At 37.1% G+C, this 17,337-nt stretch carries 10 protein-coding genes and 2 pseudogenes; 7 read left to right on the top strand and 5 right to left on the bottom strand.

Features of this window, described 5'->3' with window-relative positions:
* Positions 1-169: 169 nt before the first annotated feature.
* The 3 genes from CEF16_RS22835 to CEF16_RS22825 all read right to left on the bottom strand — a co-directional run bounded on the left by CEF16_RS22835 (position 170) and on the right by CEF16_RS22825 (position 5,013).
* The gene (locus CEF16_RS22835; RefSeq protein ID WP_091588437.1) at positions 170-1,588 is read right to left on the bottom strand and encodes a PTS transporter subunit EIIC; all 1,419 of its coding nucleotides are present in this window, start codon (positions 1,586-1,588) and stop codon (positions 170-172) included.
* Complete coding sequence (locus CEF16_RS22830; protein WP_091588436.1) at positions 1,585-3,729, bottom strand: BglG family transcription antiterminator; 2,145 nt, start codon at positions 3,727-3,729, stop codon at positions 1,585-1,587. The genes CEF16_RS22835 and CEF16_RS22830 overlap by 4 nt, the downstream gene beginning before the upstream one ends.
* Positions 3,730-3,996: 267 nt before the next feature.
* Positions 3,997-5,013 carry an ABC transporter substrate-binding protein gene (locus tag CEF16_RS22825; protein WP_091588440.1) on the bottom strand — a complete coding sequence of 339 codons (1,017 nt, stop codon included), beginning with the start codon at positions 5,011-5,013 and terminating at the stop codon, positions 3,997-3,999.
* A 2,076-nt stretch (positions 5,014-7,089) separates the two neighbouring features.
* On the opposite strand from CEF16_RS22825, the gene CEF16_RS22820 reads away from it, so the two are divergent.
* From CEF16_RS22820 to CEF16_RS22810, 3 genes are all read left to right on the top strand, one after another.
* On the top strand, positions 7,090-8,241 hold the full coding sequence (locus tag CEF16_RS22820; RefSeq protein WP_245918038.1) for a replication initiation protein: 1,152 nt from the start codon (positions 7,090-7,092) through the stop codon (positions 8,239-8,241).
* A 306-nt stretch (positions 8,242-8,547) separates the two neighbouring features.
* A complete protein-coding gene (locus tag CEF16_RS22815) occupies positions 8,548-8,892 on the top strand; it encodes a hypothetical protein (RefSeq protein WP_139186027.1) in 345 nt (114 codons plus the stop codon).
* Between the two features lie 939 nt (positions 8,893-9,831).
* Positions 9,832-10,617 carry a sulfotransferase family 2 domain-containing protein gene (locus tag CEF16_RS22810; RefSeq protein ID WP_170032357.1) on the top strand — a complete coding sequence of 262 codons (786 nt, stop codon included), beginning with the start codon at positions 9,832-9,834 and terminating at the stop codon, positions 10,615-10,617.
* Between the two features lie 1,359 nt (positions 10,618-11,976).
* Here the strand turns inward: CEF16_RS22810 and CEF16_RS22805 are convergent.
* A complete protein-coding gene (locus CEF16_RS22805; RefSeq protein WP_091588300.1) occupies positions 11,977-12,843 on the bottom strand; it encodes a LysR family transcriptional regulator in 867 nt (288 codons plus the stop codon).
* 157 nt (positions 12,844-13,000) lie between these two features.
* On the opposite strand from CEF16_RS22805, the gene CEF16_RS22800 reads away from it, so the two are divergent.
* Together CEF16_RS22800 and CEF16_RS22795 are read left to right on the top strand one after the other, a co-directional pair.
* A complete protein-coding gene (locus CEF16_RS22800) occupies positions 13,001-14,092 on the top strand; it encodes an oxidoreductase (protein WP_091588298.1) in 1,092 nt (363 codons plus the stop codon).
* 548 nt (positions 14,093-14,640) lie between these two features.
* Positions 14,641-15,164, top strand: a pseudogene (locus CEF16_RS22795) (DinB family protein).
* A gap of 183 nt (positions 15,165-15,347) precedes the next feature.
* Here CEF16_RS22795 and CEF16_RS24700 read toward each other — a convergent pair.
* Positions 15,348-15,947: pseudogene (locus CEF16_RS24700) on the bottom strand (transposase); the annotation flags it as partial.
* 216 nt (positions 15,948-16,163) lie between these two features.
* On the opposite strand from CEF16_RS24700, the gene CEF16_RS22780 reads away from it, so the two are divergent.
* Together CEF16_RS22780 and CEF16_RS22775 are read left to right on the top strand one after the other, a co-directional pair.
* A complete protein-coding gene (locus CEF16_RS22780; RefSeq protein ID WP_091588293.1) occupies positions 16,164-16,766 on the top strand; it encodes a TetR/AcrR family transcriptional regulator in 603 nt (200 codons plus the stop codon).
* A gap of 81 nt (positions 16,767-16,847) precedes the next feature.
* The gene (locus tag CEF16_RS22775) at positions 16,848-17,270 is read left to right on the top strand and encodes a hypothetical protein (protein WP_091588291.1); all 423 of its coding nucleotides are present in this window, start codon (positions 16,848-16,850) and stop codon (positions 17,268-17,270) included.
* The last annotated feature ends 67 nt before the right edge of the window (positions 17,271-17,337 follow it).

Below are 17,337 nucleotides of genomic sequence, written 5' to 3'. Positions count from 1 at the left end.
AAACACTGTTAATTTAGTTTTGCCAATAACAAAGTAAGATGCCAAAATATATTATATAAGAGGGGAATACCTATTTTTTGTTTTATTTCCAACTAAAGAGCTTTAGCGAACATAGAGACATTAAAAATAACAATCTATTTCTATTATCGAACTTAAGTTGTAGAGGGGATCATACAGAGTTTTTTATTCGCTCCACTATTTCATCGTAACCTTTCATATCCGTGAAAGATTTAAGAGGAAAACAAGCTTTATTTGGTACCGTTTTTTGTATAACGGGAAGGAATCTTTGGTGGCAGATGATGAGATCTGCATACTCAGGAATTTCACTAACCGATGAATTTTCGACTTCAATAGTCGTAAGATTTGCTTGTGCAAGCTTCTTTTTTAACATGGAAGCGCCCATTGCACTGGAACCCATTCCTGCTTCACAAACAAAGAGGATGTGTTTAACCTCATTTATATTGGTAAATGCTGAAACATTTTCTGTATCTGCTATTTCTTTTTTCTCCGTTACATCTTTTGTGATTTGTTTTTCATCATTGCCTGTACGGTAGAAATTTATATATTCACGGTTTTCCTGCAAAGCAGGGGAACCTGATACCCGCTTTAAAAGAAGCATACTGCAAAAAAAAGTTGTAATAGCCGAAAGGAATATACCTAAAAGGATGAATATAATATCCTCTTTTGGCGCCAGACCGACAAACAAGAAGATACTGGCCGGCGATGGAATGGCTACAAGACCGATATCAAACAATTGGAATGTAAACACCCCCACCATCCCACCTAAAATAAGGGCAATAATCAGAACGGGTTTCATTAAAACATAAGGGAAACAAACTTCATGTATACCACCAAAAAAATGGATAAAGACTGCTAGTTTTGCTCCCTTTCTTTGCTCAGCCTTCATTTTTAGCCAATAGGCAAGAAGAACACCTAATCCGGGACCTGGGTTTGCTTCCAACAAGAAAAAAATTGATTTCCCAAGCTCTTTGGTCTGTTGAATCCCAAGTGGTCCTAATACCCCAAAATTGATAATATTATTAAAAAATAGGATCTTAGCTGGTTCAATGATTGCTGCTGTTAATGGAAGCCAGCCAGAATAAATAATCGTTTCCAATAACTTAGTTAACCACTCCACGACAGTAGAAAATGATTGTCCAACATAAAGGAAACATAAAATCGTGAGTACAGTAGAAATGATAGCAGCTAATGCATTTCCAATAAGCAATTCATAGCCAATACCGGTCATCCTCTTTTTTACAACTTGATCAAGCTGTTTGACCACCCAACCTGTCAATGGTCCGACAATCATTGCACCTATTATGAAAGGAGTGGAACTTGAAAGTGTTAATCCATATGTCACAATGGAGGCAACAACAGCCCCCCGTTGTCCCCCTATTAATCTACCACCAGTATAGCCTAATAAAATAGGCAGCAAAATATTATAAATAGGATTCAATAATAGTAAAATTCTATCGTTATACCACCATCCATAAATTCCGAAGATTCCGTTAATAATTCCAGCAGTTAAAATGACAGCAATATTCCGGTAAACCATCGCGCTAAGCAATTGGCCTAGTTTCATCATTGAGCCCGATTCCCCTTCAAGAAACGTGTCGCTTTCATTTCATATGCCTTTGACAATACAACCTCCAACGAACTTCTCACGACGTCAGCAGGAGATTCTAACAAAACGTTAACAAACGATTCCTCTATTAACATTGAACTGATTTCACTTAACATTTCTATATGCTCTTTTGGAGACTCCTTAGGTGCTACCAATAAGAGTACTGTATGAATAGGCTGTTCTTCATCATCAAAAGGCCACACAATAGGTTCTTTTATTCGAAAAATGCCAACAAGCAAGTTATTTACTCCTTCTGACGTAGCGTGAATCATCGCTAAATTACCTAATACAAACCCTCCTTGCTGCTCACGTTTTTCAAGGTCTTTAGAAAGTTTCCAAAAATCGCTTATTTCTTTAACATCCTTGACTGGACTAAGAATACTGGAAATCATAACAGGAGGCCGTACATCAATATCATGATAGATTTTTAGATTGTTCAAAATTTGAATCATACCTTCCCCATATTTTGCAAGGGACATGACGGAAGATGACTTTCCATCGACATTTACTCTCTTTTGAAATGACTGTGGTTTATTAATTTTGGAAAGGGAATTTTGAATTCTTGATAGATCCTCCTGTTTGAGAAAAGGGCTTACAATGACGACATTTTTATTTTTCACAAAAGGAAGATTTATTGTTGAAATCAAGATATCCACTTCCATCTTTTCCCGTAGATATCCTTCAAGCTGATTCATCGAGACAACCGCTTCTACTTTAAGATTTGGCATCTTAGTATGCAGACTTGAAGCAAGATATGTCGATGTTCCAAGTCCACTAGAACATACAACGATCGCTTTATACTCGTTCTTTAAAGTATCATTCTTTCGAATAAGCGCAGCTCCAATGTGCATCGCCAAATAACCGACCTCATCGTTTGGAATGGGATAACCCGCTTTTTTTGATAATAACTCACACGCTTGCTTACAAGCAGCAAAAACTTCCTGATACCTTTCTTTAATTTCTTCAAGCATCGGATTATGGATTTGAAGACCATATTTTAAACGGTTAAAAGCAGGAGCAAAGTGAGAAACTAACCCTTCAAGAAGTAATTCATCACCTTCAAATGATTCTGTTAGATGAAATTCCACTGCACGAATAAAGCTTTGCGCTAATTCAACCCAAGCAAATTCTTCTATTTCATAGTTATCCATTTTCTTTTCATTCAAAAGACGAGCCCCAGATAAATGCAGTGCAATATAATTCACTTCAATGGCAGGAATCGAAATGGAAAGAACTGTTTCAAGTCGGTCAACAATTCTTTCTGCAATTGAAAAGATTAGCCTATCAAATTCATAATCTTTAGATAAATTTGGTGTTTCAATAACCTCACCGCTTTTTATTCTCTGAACCGCAAGTATTAGATGAACGATCAGGTTTACATAGTTCCGGTCGGTCAATTCGATCGTTGTTTGCTCTTTTAAGACTTGGTTTACAACCCGCTCAACAGCCAAGATTTTGTCAGTTTGAATAAAATTTAGCAAACGACTTCGAATCACCATACCCAACCGGCCTTGAACTTCTCCCTCTTCTGTTTCCGTCTTGTTATGAAAAAGTTCAAGCCATTCTTCAAACGTTATATCCTTATGAAGCAGTTGCGATAGCATCGTTCTACGATGCTTTTCCTGTCCATCGATATATACTCCAATCCCTGGTGTCCGAATGAGATGAATCCCTCCCGTTTCAAGCCAAATGGCCACCTTGTCCAAGTCGGAGCTAACGGTCGTTTCCGCAACTCCGTACTTATTACTAAATACAAATTGTTTAATCGGTTCTTTAGACAGCAATAAATCATAAGTAATACCATCCCGACGTTCTTCTGGAGAGTATACGGACAACGTTTTTGCCTGTTCTATATGTTCTTTTAACGTTTTTTTTCCTTCCTCTGAACCTTTTAATTCAAAACCATCCCCCAATTTTTTCTCTATTTTTAATTCATAAACATCCAAGATATTTTTAAGCACTTTCATTTCCCTTTGAATCGTTCTTTTACTTAATTTAAATAGTTCCGATAGTTCTTTATGTGAAACAGGAGTGTTAGCAATCAACAATGTTCTTAATAGCTCTTTTTGGCGGGAATATAATACAGGATATTGCTGCTTCATTTATTTTTCTCCTCCTTCTAAGGTAAGTATTGTCATTTTATAGATTTTTCGCTTTTCCACAATTTCGTAAACAGTTTCTAATAAGAATTTTTAATCTTTCGGCATTTTAATGCATTCATTTTTTGCCGCTGATTTTGGAAATAATCTTCTATCTGGCATGTAAAACTTCTTTCATATACTTTCCAATTTTAAAGTAGCACGAGTCAGGGAAACGATTCGGATTGTACTTCTTTTTTTACATTTTAAACAGGACCTGACTATTTGTTATTATTTAAGCTTTGCTTTTACTTTTTCACTTATGTCACTCGGAACCCAGGTAGTCCATACCTCTTCATATTCTTTTAGAAACCATTCAGCCGCCTCATGTGGAGTTGCATCGTTTTTCTCCATATAAGCTAAAAAGTTAGTCGTAATTTCACTATTTGTAGAATAGTTGCTTAGAAATTCATAAACTTTTGGTACTTGTTCTGGTAGCTTTTTGTGAACTGCAATCGTTAATCTTTGCGAAGGGAACTCTGTACGATACCCATCTAACCAATCTTTGTGGTTGTATGGTTCGTCTTTTAATTTGGTCATATCATACAATCCAACAATCCATGACGGTTCCCATTGGTAGCCTACCCATGGTTTGCCACTTTCATAGAGTTTAATGAGTGATCTATTTAACGCTGTTTGAGAATCTGGTTCATAATAATTAAAAGTCTTGAATAATCCGTAGTTTTCCATTTTTTCTTGGAAGACTTTATGAGCATTCCATCCTGGAATCGCACCATAAATACGTCCTTTGCTTGGGTTATCTGGATCTTTAAATAGTTCCCAATATTCAGGCAAATCATGAATTGATTCTAAATCAGGAGCAATAGGTTCAATACCACGCTCTAGATCCCCTTCAATAACATAAGTGGGAACATATAGGCCTTGTTGTGTATCATCTAAGTTTACAGATGCTTCTATAATTTCACTATTTTCAATGGCCGATCCATATTGGTCTGGGTAACTTCCTGTCCAAATCTCCATAAAAACATCCATACTTCCCGTGCTTATCGCAAAAAGTGAAGCTGTTTCAGATCCTGGACGTACTTCTGTTTTATACCCATAACCTTCTTCAATAATAATTCTTGCGATCTCGTTGTGCACCCTAATACTATCCCAACCCGGATCAGCAAACTTAATTGTCCCAATAACTCTAGTGTTTGCTATGGAACCACTACCATTGCTGCAACCTACTAAGATCAACGATGAAGTAAGAGTCACTGCAAGAATCAAGCAAAAAAATCTTTTCATGAAAGTTCCTCCGTTTATTTTTTCACTTAATGATAGTTCTCTCATAGTTGAAGGTGACACAAGGCTGTTAAGATACCCCCTGTCACATTGAGGTGACATGCCTTATCAAGTTTCACTTATCGTTTTAAACTATTATAGCTTTAATCACCAGCATTGCATAATTTTTACTAACTTTTTTAAATATTCGTTCAATTATGGTTAATTCTCTTTTCCAACCATATTTCATTCGCCCTTTAGAAGGTCGTATAGGTTGTCGGAAAAGAGAATAAACAAAGGTATAAAAGGGAAAAGGATTTTTTCAACGTTCTTTTCAGCCCTAACAAGTTTCCATCATGACCGACTTTTAATTGAAGGAGGCAACTTTAGACAATATGTGATTTTATTCGATCAATGGTATTCGGAATTTTTACTTTTTCCGTAGAAATATTTTATTTTTAGGTGTTGCTTCATCCACTTGACAAAGATTTCAATCTTATAGCAATACCTCTATAAATCACCAATTTCTTTTGGCAGAAAGGTCAAAGTAGCTAGTGACGATGATCACGGAATTCTCTTCACTTTCTTCCGTTCTTAGTGCTCCAATATAAAAATTGAAGGGGAACGGATGCTAAAGAGTGTTACAAATTTCCTGGAAGATGAACTCAAGCTAAATCGGGAAAAGAGTGCTGTTTGATATATAGTCGGGGAAAAATGGAGTACGGTGCCGTCCTTATTGGAAAACAAGAGCACAATGGAAACAAAAACTGCGGGAGGTAACGTCAAGGAAACAGCAGGGAGGTATCCGAGGCATACAACATAAAGGAATATTTCGTAAATATTCGCGTAATTGTTTTTCTTTTTCTTTATTTAAAAATAAAACAATCAAATCTATTAACTTAAGTGCTGTTTTAATGTTTTACTAATTGTTTATACTTGTTTTAAATGTTTTAATGTTTTCAGTATAACTCTAACTACTAGTTTAATAGGAATTCCAAGACTAAATTATTACAAATTTGGTTCTAACAATTACACTTTTGGTTTTAACTGTTACAAATTTGGTTTTAGTTATTACAAATTCGGTTTTAAATTATTACAAGTTTGGTTTTAAAAAATACACTTTTGGTTTAACTGTTACGGATTTGGTTCTAACAATTACACTTTTGGTTTCCCCTTTGTATTCGATAAGGAGGAGAGGATAAACTATTACAAATTTGATTTCCGGCTTTGGATTCGGTAAGGGGTAAAGGATGAACTATTACAAATTTGGTTTTCCTCTTTGTTATCGGTAAAGGGTAGAGGATGAATTATTACGAATTTGGTTTCCGGCTTTGGATTCGGTAAGGGGTAAAGGATGAACTATTACAAATTTGGTTTTCCTCTTTGTTATCGGTAAAGGGTAGAGGATGAATTATTACGAATTTGGTTTCCGGCTTTGGATTCGGTAAGGGGTAAAGGATGAACTATTACAAATTTGGTTTTCCTCTTTGTTATCGGTAAAGGGTAGAGGATGAATTATTACGAATTTGGTTTCCGGCTTTGGATTCGGTAAGGGATAAAGGATGAACTATTACAAATTTGGTTTTCCTCTTTGTTATCGGTAAAGGGTAGAGGATGAATTATTACGAATTTGGTTTCCGGCTTTGGATTCGGTAAGGGGTAAAGGATGAACTATTACAAATTTGGTTTCCCCCTTTGTATTTGGTGAAGGGTAAAGGATGAACTATTACGAATTTGGTTTCCCCCTTTGTATTTGGTAAGGGGTAGGGGATGAACTATTACAAATTTGGTTTTCCTCTTTGTTATCGGTAAAGGGTAGAGGATGAATTATTACGAATTTGGTTTCCGCCTTTGGGTTCGGTAAGAGATAGGGGATGAACTATTACGAATTTGGTTTCCGCCTTTGGTTCGGTAAGGGGTAGGGGATGAACTATTACAAGTTTGGTTTTTGGCCATGAATCCTTTGAATATAATGGGGTGAACTATTACAAATTTGTATTTTTATTTGGCTTTAGAGTAATGTTTAAATTAACTATTACATAGAAAATTATTGTAATTTTTCCTTTTATTATTGATAATGGAAGTGTGGAGGGGATGATATTGTCGAATCTTGAGCATAGAGAGTTAAAGTCTATTGTTACAAAAAGTAACGAGTTGATTCAAGCTTCCTATAGACTTGGTTTAACCGAGCAGCGCATTATATTATATTTAGTTAGTAAAATTCAGCCAACGGACGAAGAGTTTAAAACATACACTCTATCAATAAAAAGCCTTCACGACATATTAGGATTGAAAGGAAATCCCAAGTATAGCGAACTTAAAGAAATTACGAGAGATCTTATGAAAAAAGTATTTCAAGTACATATGAATGGAAGTTTGTATCAAATGAGTTGGTTATCTTCTGTTGTTTACAATGATGATAAAGGCACAGTAAGTCTACGTTTTGATCCAGTGTTAAAACCGTTCCTATTAGAATTGAAGAAAAATTTCACTAGTTATAAGTATGAAAACATAGTAAAGCTTCGTTCCTCTTATTCTATTCGAATTTACGAATTATTAAAGCAGTATGAGCGTCTTAAAGAAAGATATTTTACCGTTGAAGATTTTAGAAGTATTTTAGGTTTGGAAAACCAATATAAAACTTATGGAAACCTAAAAAACCGGGTGATAAAACCTGCAAAAAAAGAATTAGAAAATTTTTCAGACCTAAGATTTGATTTAGAGGAAGTTAAGACAGGAAGAAAAGTAACAGGAATAAAATTTCTAATCGAAAAAAATGATATGGGTACAAATCCTTCTCCTCAAAATTTAGAAACTAGTTTATTTATAAATAAGGTTGAAACGTTTGCACAAAAATATAAATTTAAAATTAGTGAAGAAGAGATATATCATTGGTTGATTTACAAAGAGAAAGTACTTGAATTAATGGAACAAATCGACAATAAAAAAGACGTAAAAAGCCCATTACACTACATAAATAAAGTAATAGGTTATACAAAAGATAGAAAGTCAAATACGCCAGCGGATAAAGCTATACCATCACATTCGCAGTTGATTTCAGATTTTGTTAATAGGTATAAAGGAGAGATGGGATCTGTACCTAAATGGTCCATCGAAGAGGAATTCAAGAAATTTATGAAAGACGCGGGAGTTACTGATGAAGATCTTGACCTCTTACTGGAAAAACAAAGAAATGAAATTATAGAACTTACACAAAATACAATAGCTCGTAATAGAAGAAAGAGGGCTTAAAAAACTACAGCTAATAGAAAGATAAGATATACATTACTTATGTATAATATAAATTTTGGTAACGAAAGGTTTTTCTTTGGGTTCACAATACATGAATGCACAAATAGGCGTGTCCAAAAATCATTCATTTTATTTTTGGGTGCGCTTTTTATACGCCCCGAATAATATAAAAAAATACCCATATAACCCATAAAAAGTTTAATAGTTTTCTTAAAAAACTAATTATTAAAAGAACAGGAAAATGATTCTTGTTTTTCTATGTGATAAACTTAATATAGATTTACACTTATGAGTAGTTGGGATGTTATGATGACGTTTTTTTCTAAAATAATCGACTATTATGCCTTGAATAAATTACATAAAGACCGGAGCCTAGAATTTCAATTTTCTACTTCTCAATCAATTCCTGATATTACCGAGAGGGAATTTTTTTATAAAACTCACCCTATTGAGTTTTCTTTAAATCTTCATGTATCAAAAAAAGGGTATAGAATTGGAACATTCGAATCCCAAAGTTTAATTTATTCTGAAGACGAGTGTAATGATTATATAACTGGAGAGGCTTTTATAAATAGAAACGAAGAGGCTCCAAATGTCATCTTTGTACATGGATGGCGGGCCGATTCTTGTTATTGTAGTATTGTCGCATAATAATCTCGATGACTACCACTATTGCAGCATTTCAATCCACGCACCCATATAGGATACGACTTCAAGTTTTTTTATTTAACTAGCAAACTTCTACTTTTCCCCTGGTGACAGCTTCGCCGGTACTACCCCTAGTAGTGTGATGTAGAACACACTGGATGGAGTTGACCAGGAACCTCAGCGTGGTAGAGTGGTTCTTGTCCACAGGGGAAACCCTGAAACACTCGAAGAAAGAGGAAGCATGGGTAAGAACCAGAAGCGCAAGGATGGCGACCTCGGTAGCCGTTTCAATATGGATGAGAAGACCTTCAAGAAGCTAGCCGAGAAGGCCAAGGACAACAAGAAAAAGAAGTAAGGGATTTCTCCCTAACCTTCGCCCTCACCCTCCTCAGGGTGAGGGCCTTTTTGGATAGGTTACACTTAGCTGGACAGATTTGATAAGGTCATATAGACTTCGTTCAAATAAACGCTGAGGAGAATAAACATGACCAGACGAGAAAGAAGAAACTTTATTAAGGAATTCAAGCTGGTTGAATATCGGTTAGCAGAGTGGAACAAGTACAGCCTTTATTGCTCATTGACCATCCTCCTTTCTTTTTATGAATAAACACAAAAAAAATTCACTTATTGCTATTCAGGTACTAACTCTCTTATGGCACAAGGGTTCAATTTATGAAATTGATTCAACTAATAAACAAAAAGAATATTTGTGCATATAAATAAAAAACGACCTCTATAAAATTCTGGAGGCCGTCATAATTAATAGTGAAGGAATAATATCGGCTATGACCGGATAATGATTTCTTAGAAATTGAAATGTTTAATCTAATTATCGGATTAATGTTATTGGCCTAGCTTTATTGTTTAAAAAAATTCAAAAAATGTGTTGCAATCCAAGAAAGAAGAAGCTTTACCTATTTATTAATAAAAAGGAGGATACTGGTGTTTTCAAAAAAAAAACAAGAAGTCATTAAAAGGCTAATTACCCACACACTACCATTATGTTCGAAAGAAGAATTACCGTTAATATTTTTTTGGACTCCAAAGAGTGGATGTACGTCACTGATAAAGTGGTATTTTTTCCAATTAGGATTACTTCAACAAGCAATTGATTATAATGATGCCTATTCCATCCATCAATATAGAATAAAAGTATTTGAAACACAAGAAGATTATAAGGTTAAAATTGCCGAGCAACTTTTAAGGGGAAAAAAAGATGTCTTTAAACTTGTTCGTAATCCTTATAAAAGAACAGTCAGTTCTTTTTTATCTACGTTAAATAATAAAGTTTTAATGAGTCAAGTCGCTCCCGGGGCACATAACGGTTTATCTTTTAAACAATTTTTATATCAGATTAAAAAATTGGGAGTCGGAAAAGGCTCAATAAATCTTCACATTGCCCAACAATATATTGAAGAAGAAGAATTATTTATTAAAAATTATATACCATTAGAAAATTTCGAGAGTGAAATAAAAGCAATTGAAAAAAAATATAACCTATTAGATTCTCCTATTCTAGACATCATGCAGTCCCCGCATCATAGAGCACAAAAAATGACCAATAAAAACAATAAGATATTCGCTGAGATTAATATGTCCCAAGAATCATTAAAGAAACCTTTACCGGATTATAAATATTTTTATGATGCTGAAACTATAGATCTAGTGAGAGAACTATTTAAAAAAGATATTATAAATTATGGATATGATCAACATATCTTGAATTAACTAACAGACCTAAATCCATTCATTAGTTCTCCTTTTTGTTATAGGGTATACTCTTTTTCATCCAGTGTTATACAAAAAGGGGATGTGATTACAGCATAACTACCTACTACATATCACAAGGTGATGTAAGACACAAAAGCATTGATCAGGCCCATCAACGTGGTAGAGTAGTTCTTGTCAGCAGGGAGAAACCCTGAACCTCAACGGGAAGTAAGGAACGGACGATGGCTAAGCAGAAGTGTCCAGGATGCGGTGAGACCAAAAAGTTCAAGGGAACGGCGTGTTCTCCGAAGTGTGCAAAGGTAGTGGCGAAGGACTATCCGAACTTGCATCTCAGCTGTGGGTGTAATAAGCATAACCTATTCCAAAAACTGTGCTGACAATATGGAGAGCGTACCTAAATAACAAGTAGCCAAGAGCCCTCGCGTGAATGCGGAGCTCTTGGCTATTTATCCCCTTCCTATTTCTTTCTATTAGTAAATCATTTTCTTCTTGAAGCAAGTGAATGGATCGTGGATTGAGCTGATACAGTGAAACATGTTCGATTTATCCCTTGACGAAGTCGGGGGATAAATCAGGACATGTCGGATAAATGCGGATATGTCCATATCCGTATTTATCCAGTGCCAACAGTTCTAACGGAGAGTGAACAATGTCACTCTCCGTTAGAGCCTTTTTCTTTTTATGCCGCGAAAGCCCCTTGATATGGAGGGGTCAGAGGCTCCATGTCAAGGGGGACCGTAGAATAAAAAGCCCCCTGTCGGAAGGGGACGCACAGGGGACATGTTCGATTTATCCCTTGACGAAGTCGAGGGATAAATCAGGACATGTCGGATAAATCCTCGGATTTATCCTAAACTCATTTGTTTAAATTTTTATCTTTAGCCTTCATTTTCATTTTGCTATTTTACATTTTTACAAATAAAAAACGTTTATTCGTTTCTTCTTTTATTTATTTCTATAAATAAACATTTCTTCAAAAAGACAGAGGAATTCTGTAATCTTCTCTACATTTTTTCTTGAGTTGCTCTAATAAGAAAAGTGTTACATATAAAGAACACTTTTCTTATGGAGAGAACTTTACTAAAAAGTATTAAATCAACTCATTGGTTAGGATTAACTTACTTTGTAATTTTTAAAGCCAATTCCTTTCTTTTACCAGGATGCACTGTACTCCCCGATACCGATCGAAGGGGTATGGTATCTGTTAGTTTTAAGGTTCTGCCATGTAATGTTACCGTCTTCGTCTTTTAAGAAAACTTGAATGCGTATAAGCGATCAGCAGCTGGGATTGGCTTTTTTGCTAATTTCATATAATTAAATTTTTATGTTAACTAAAAATGCATATTAGATAATCAATCAAATTCCCGTCTCTCTGACACAGTCTGCAAATGCAGCGAACGTTTTGCTATGAAACTGTTCTTTTCGGGAAACCAGTCGTGTTGTTGCGAATTTGTACTGTTCCGGAACCGGATGAGCCCGTAAGCGATCATCGTTCACAGCAGCGGCCGATTTAGTTAGAAGCGTGTACCCGATTCCTGCTCTTACGCAGTTCAGCATCGTCTCTAGCGTGCTGATCTCAACGATGTTCGTGGGGGTTGCACCGACACCGTGAAGCCAATCTTCGATGGTTGCACGTAAAGGGCAGCCCTTCGAAAATACAACCCATGCTGTATTCTCAACGTCCGGAAAAATTGCAGGTTCATTTTCATCAGCGGCAGTCAGAAGTACGACTTCTTCTCGAATCTCATAGGCGACTTGCAACTGGGATAAGTCGAATTCGCCCGTAAAGAATGCTCCATCCAACTGGCGATTCAACACTTTCTCGTAATTAACCGGCGACGTCCCAGTGATCAGTGATAACGCAACTTCGGGGTATTTGCTTTGAAACTTGGATAACGCACGAATAAATGGCCCAGAGGAAGCGACCGTCTCCACAACACCGATCACAAGCGGTCCGCATGGGTAATCTGGTTCTTTTACAGCCCTGATGGCCTCGTCCATCCTAAGCAAAATATCCGAGGCATAATTACTGAAGACGAGCCCCTTCTCAGTTGGTATTACGCCTTTCGGATTTCTCTGAAAAAGCTGGGCGCCAAGCTCCGACTCCAGCTTGCGAACCCGCATTGTAATGTTCGACTGAACGTAGCCCAGTTTCTCTGCCGCACGGGTTATGCTGCCCTCCTCTATGATCGCCATATACATTTTTAAATCGGTTAACTCCATAAAAAAACCTCCAATTATGCATCAATAATTTTGATGGAGATATCAATATTGATCATTTTAATATATGGAGTTGATGGCATACAATCATATTAACAAAACAAATCGCGTCGGTGACAAAAAATTGCGCTGCCACGGTAAACTAAAGGAGGAATTCAATATGAGTAAATATTCCAATCTTTTTTCTACATTCCAATTAGAGTCCCTGAAATTGCCGAATCGGGCGGTACTATCGCCGATGACCCGAACAAGTGCAGAACCGTCCGGGCTCGCAAATGAACGTATGGTCCGTTATTATACTCGTTTTACGAAAGGTGGGTTCGGTCTCATTATCACGGAAGGCATCTATCCCGATACAGTGAACAGTCAAAGTTATGAGAACCAACCCGGCATAGCCAATGATGCACAAGCTGAGTCGTGGAGACCTGTCATTCAGGCGGTTCAACGCGAAGGAGGAAAAATTGTCGCACAGTTAATGCATGCGGGTGCACTTGTTCAGCATGACAGATTTACGTCAATCGCTCCGTCAGCAGTAAAACCTGTGGGTAAGATGCTCGAAGATCATGGAGGGAGCGGAGAGTTCGCTGTTCCGAAAGAGATGACCCAAGAGGAAATCCGAAAAGCAATCGACAGCTTCGCACAAGCTGCTCTCCGTGCTAAACAGATTGGCTTCGATGGGGTGGAAGTCCATGCAGCGAATGGCTACCTGCTCGATCAATTCATCACCGATTATACGAACCATCGAACAGATGAATATGGCGGTTCAACGAAGCGACGAATCCGCATCGTTGTGGAAGTGCTGGAAGCCATTCGTGCTGTTGTCGGCCCAGATTACATGGTAGGTGTTCGTATCTCACAAGGGAAAGTAAACGATTTTCATCACAAATGGGCAAACGGAGAGACGGATGCGAAGATTATTTTTGAACAATTAGCAGCTGCATCCCCAAGTTACATCCATACGACCGAATATAAGGCGTTTGTCCCAGCTTTCGTGGAGGATGGACCGACGCTTGCCAAGCTAGCTAAGCGATACAGTGGCCTTCCCGTTATCGCCAATGGCAAATTGGGAGAACCGGAGGCAGCAAAGCTCCTCATTGAGTCGGGAGATGCTGATCTTATCGCAATCGGAACGAGTGCATTGGTCAATCCGGACTGGGTGAACAAAGTACAAGAAGGTAAAAAGTTAATCCCTTTCGACCATCATTTCTTGCACCCTATAGCGACACTGAAAGAAGAAGAAGTTATAGTCTGAGAACTTGAAGACGCCGTCCGGGCGGAATTCTAAATTAGTAACATCAATTGTCCAACCTTTTAGACCCCACCAGTTCAGAGGTGTTCTTCTTTAGTAAAAGCTTTAAACACAAGTTCACGTGGAGCATCGAAGGTACGAGTGATTTCGATTTTCGCAGACATTTTAATCCTCCCAAAAAATGTTTTTCCATAAGGTTTAATCGAACGATAAAATCTTATTAGGTAGTATTGAATGTTTTGTTGACACTTATGTTTCATTTATTTTTATCTTTTGCAACTCCTGCAAACAACGATCCAAGCTGTCGAATTTTTCTTCCCAAAGTTCACGATATTGTTCCAACCAAGCATTTAATACTTGGGAAGACTCCGAACGTAGAATGTATATGCGGCGATTCGATTCAGCATAACAACAAACGGGCACCTATCTTGAATAAGGTAGGTGTCTTAATTTCTGTGAAAATAATTGATCCGAATCACTTGTTTTGACATAATTTGTATTGAACAATAGGGCAGGATTAGTGGAATAAAAAGGTTGGAGGAGGGCTACATATGAATTTTAATCTAAACGAAGCGATTGAGATTCTAGAGCGAACGCCAAAAACATTAGAAAGCTTCTTATCTGGTTTATCGGACGATTGGCTGAAATGCAACGAAGGGGAAGGAACATGGAATCCGTCACAGGTGGTTGATCATTTAATTGAGTGTGAGAAAAATAATTGGATCCCAAGATTAAAAACGATTGTTGAGGAAGGTGAAAATAAGGCATTTCCTCCATTCGATCGAGATGCTCACATAAACAATCCGTCTCAGACCTCAATCAGTCAAAAGCTGAATGAGCTTAAATACCTGCGAGCACAGAATATCGAGATTGTAATGGGACTGATTAAATCTAATGCACAGTTTGAATTAACAGGGAAACACCCGGCATTTGGTAAGTAAAGTTAAGAGAATTGCTCTCGACATGGGTGGTTCACGATTTAACACACATATCTCAGATTGTAAGGGTGATGTCAGAAAGGTACAGGGAGGATGTCGGACCCTGGGAAGAGTATTTGGGTGTGCTCAGAAGCTAAATTACCCTTATAACGAGCCTTCAACAATACCAGCTAATAGGAGGTTAATAGGTAGGGATAAAAAAGTTAAAAAAGTCATGTTATAATAAAATTGCACATGTCAAATAAGCTTCAATTACGCTAATGTGAAGTTTTTTCCTTAATTGGTTTTGGATAAAAGATTCCTAGACTTTGAAAGCCTCTTTACGTATTAATAGTGCAAATGAGCTTGTTGGAACAAGCAATGATAGCTACTTTATGTGGCTTTCCCTCTTCATGTTGTTTATCATAGTAAACTTTTAGTTTGGGATTACGATTTTTTGTGATTCCACATTGCACAGCGGTATAGAGGGTTTGCTGAAGGCGAGAAGATCCTCTCTTTGTGATTTTGTTAATGGTTGCTCTAAACTTGCCCGACGACTCGTGAACACTGGGATCGATTCCGGCATAAGAACCAGTTTTTTAGGTGATTAAACTGATCGATTTCCCCAATTTCGGAAATGATTGTGGCGGCAATCTTTCCGCCAATACCGGGGGTTGATCGGATCATTTTATATTCTTCAAATTCTTCTGCCACGGCATCTATCTCTTTGTCTAGTTTGGATAGGTGCTTTTGGTATTGAAGAAGAAGGTTAATGTACATTGTAAGACTAACGATGTGACTCGTATATAAGTTTTGCGTTTAAAAGGGTCTCGATCAGCTGCTTCTGTTAGCTTATGAGCTTTCTCTAAAGCCCATTTGTAAGAGCGTTTAGCCCTTTGTTTAAAACTCACTCCAGCGATTTCATCACTCCTTACCTTTAGGTTCCAACCAACAGGAGGTAGGGGGGCATTTGTGCCGCTAAAGCCCACTTGACATGGAGGGGTCCCCTCGAAACAGACTCGCCGGAGTCAATCCCCCCTTTTCGAGGGGATGTGCAAAAATACTCAATAAATATTTTTTGTTTAATCTGTTGACAATAATAAAATCACATCATAAAATAAAACAAAAGATGTTAGTTAGTACTAACATACAAAAGGATGAGGTATGTGAACGTCGGAAACGGTAAACTTAATACAAGCGATAAAATTTTATTAGTTGCAATCGATTTAATGGCTGAGAAAGGGTTCAAAACGGTAACCACGAAAGAAATAGCCACTGCGGCAGGTATAAGTGAGATGACCTTGTATCGCCATTTTGGGAGCAAGAAAAATCTGTTGGAGCAAGGAATAGACCGGTTTCATTATACGTGGGAGATGCAAAAATTATTTAAAGAAAAACTGGTATGGGATTTACAAACTGATTTGCTTCTCATCAGTAAAACGTATCACGAGGTCATGAGTCGCAATGGAAAAATGTTTCTTATTACACTAAAGGAACGTCACAATTTACCTGGTATACAAAAGAAAATGAAGAATTATCCGCAGCAGCTAAAAGAAATGTTAACGGATTATTTTACGAGAATGCAAGTACGGGGCAAAATGATCCCAACGAATCCGGAGACGCAGGCTATGTCGTTTATTTGGATGAACTACGGTGCGTTTATGACAAATCTAATTGCCGACGAACCTTTTACAGACGTGTCAATGGAAGAATTTATGACAACGAGTGTCGCTTTATTTGCTAGGGGATTAACCCCCTAGTTTTTAAAAAAACATGTTGTTAGTTAGTACTAACTAAATATAATTGAATCAGTTGAATCTTTATTTTGGGAGGAATAACAAATGGAAACCATTAAAAACATTTCGAACGCTTTGAACCTATCGAAACCCAGCCTAAAAAAATGTGTATTTGGAGGATTTATGGCAGGAATTGTCGCAGCAATATTAGCCAATATAGGCAACCTGTTGCTCGGAAGTTTAACGGGTCAATCTTATCCTCAACTAAACCTGATGTCGATTACCCTATCTTCACTGGTAACAAATTTAATTGGATCTATGGTTTATTTCGGTTTTACACGACACACAAAACATCCATTTATGAATTATTCGGTTTTAGCTCTAGTTGTTGCTACATTAGATTCTGTCTTCGTTGCAGTAAATCCCCCTGTACCGGGATTTAGTAACATTGCTAACCCGCTGCATTATGTTGTTGCTGTAACATCGATCCTTTTAATCCCTTACGTTGCAAGAGGGAAAAAGGATTGAAACTTAAATGAATACGCCGCTCATGGTAAAAAATGAGTGGGCTTGTCCTCAGTTCTGTAAGAACCTC

It is taken from the genome of Alteribacillus bidgolensis (assembly GCF_002886255.1).
Lineage (GTDB): Bacteria > Bacillota > Bacilli > Bacillales > Marinococcaceae > Alteribacillus > Alteribacillus bidgolensis.
Note: the sequence above shows the minus strand (reverse complement) of the source record. Positions and strands in the feature narration are given on the sequence as shown.

Excerpts from the sequence above, each read along its gene's own strand:
- CEF16_RS22835 (WP_091588437.1), bottom strand. The coding sequence starts at position 1,588 with ATGATGAAACTAGGCCAATTGCTTAGCGCGATGGTTTACCGGAATATT.
- CEF16_RS22830 (WP_091588436.1), bottom strand. The coding sequence starts at position 3,729 with ATGAAGCAGCAATATCCTGTATTATATTCCCGCCAAAAAGAGCTATTA.
- CEF16_RS22825 (WP_091588440.1), bottom strand. The coding sequence starts at position 5,013 with ATGAAAAGATTTTTTTGCTTGATTCTTGCAGTGACTCTTACTTCATCG.
- CEF16_RS22815 (WP_139186027.1), top strand. The coding sequence starts at position 8,548 with ATGATGACGTTTTTTTCTAAAATAATCGACTATTATGCCTTGAATAAA.
- CEF16_RS22805 (WP_091588300.1), bottom strand. The coding sequence starts at position 12,843 with ATGGAGTTAACCGATTTAAAAATGTATATGGCGATCATAGAGGAGGGC.
- CEF16_RS22800 (WP_091588298.1), top strand. The coding sequence starts at position 13,001 with ATGAGTAAATATTCCAATCTTTTTTCTACATTCCAATTAGAGTCCCTG.
- CEF16_RS22780 (WP_091588293.1), top strand. The coding sequence starts at position 16,164 with ATGAGGTATGTGAACGTCGGAAACGGTAAACTTAATACAAGCGATAAA.
- CEF16_RS22775 (WP_091588291.1), top strand. The coding sequence starts at position 16,848 with ATGGAAACCATTAAAAACATTTCGAACGCTTTGAACCTATCGAAACCC.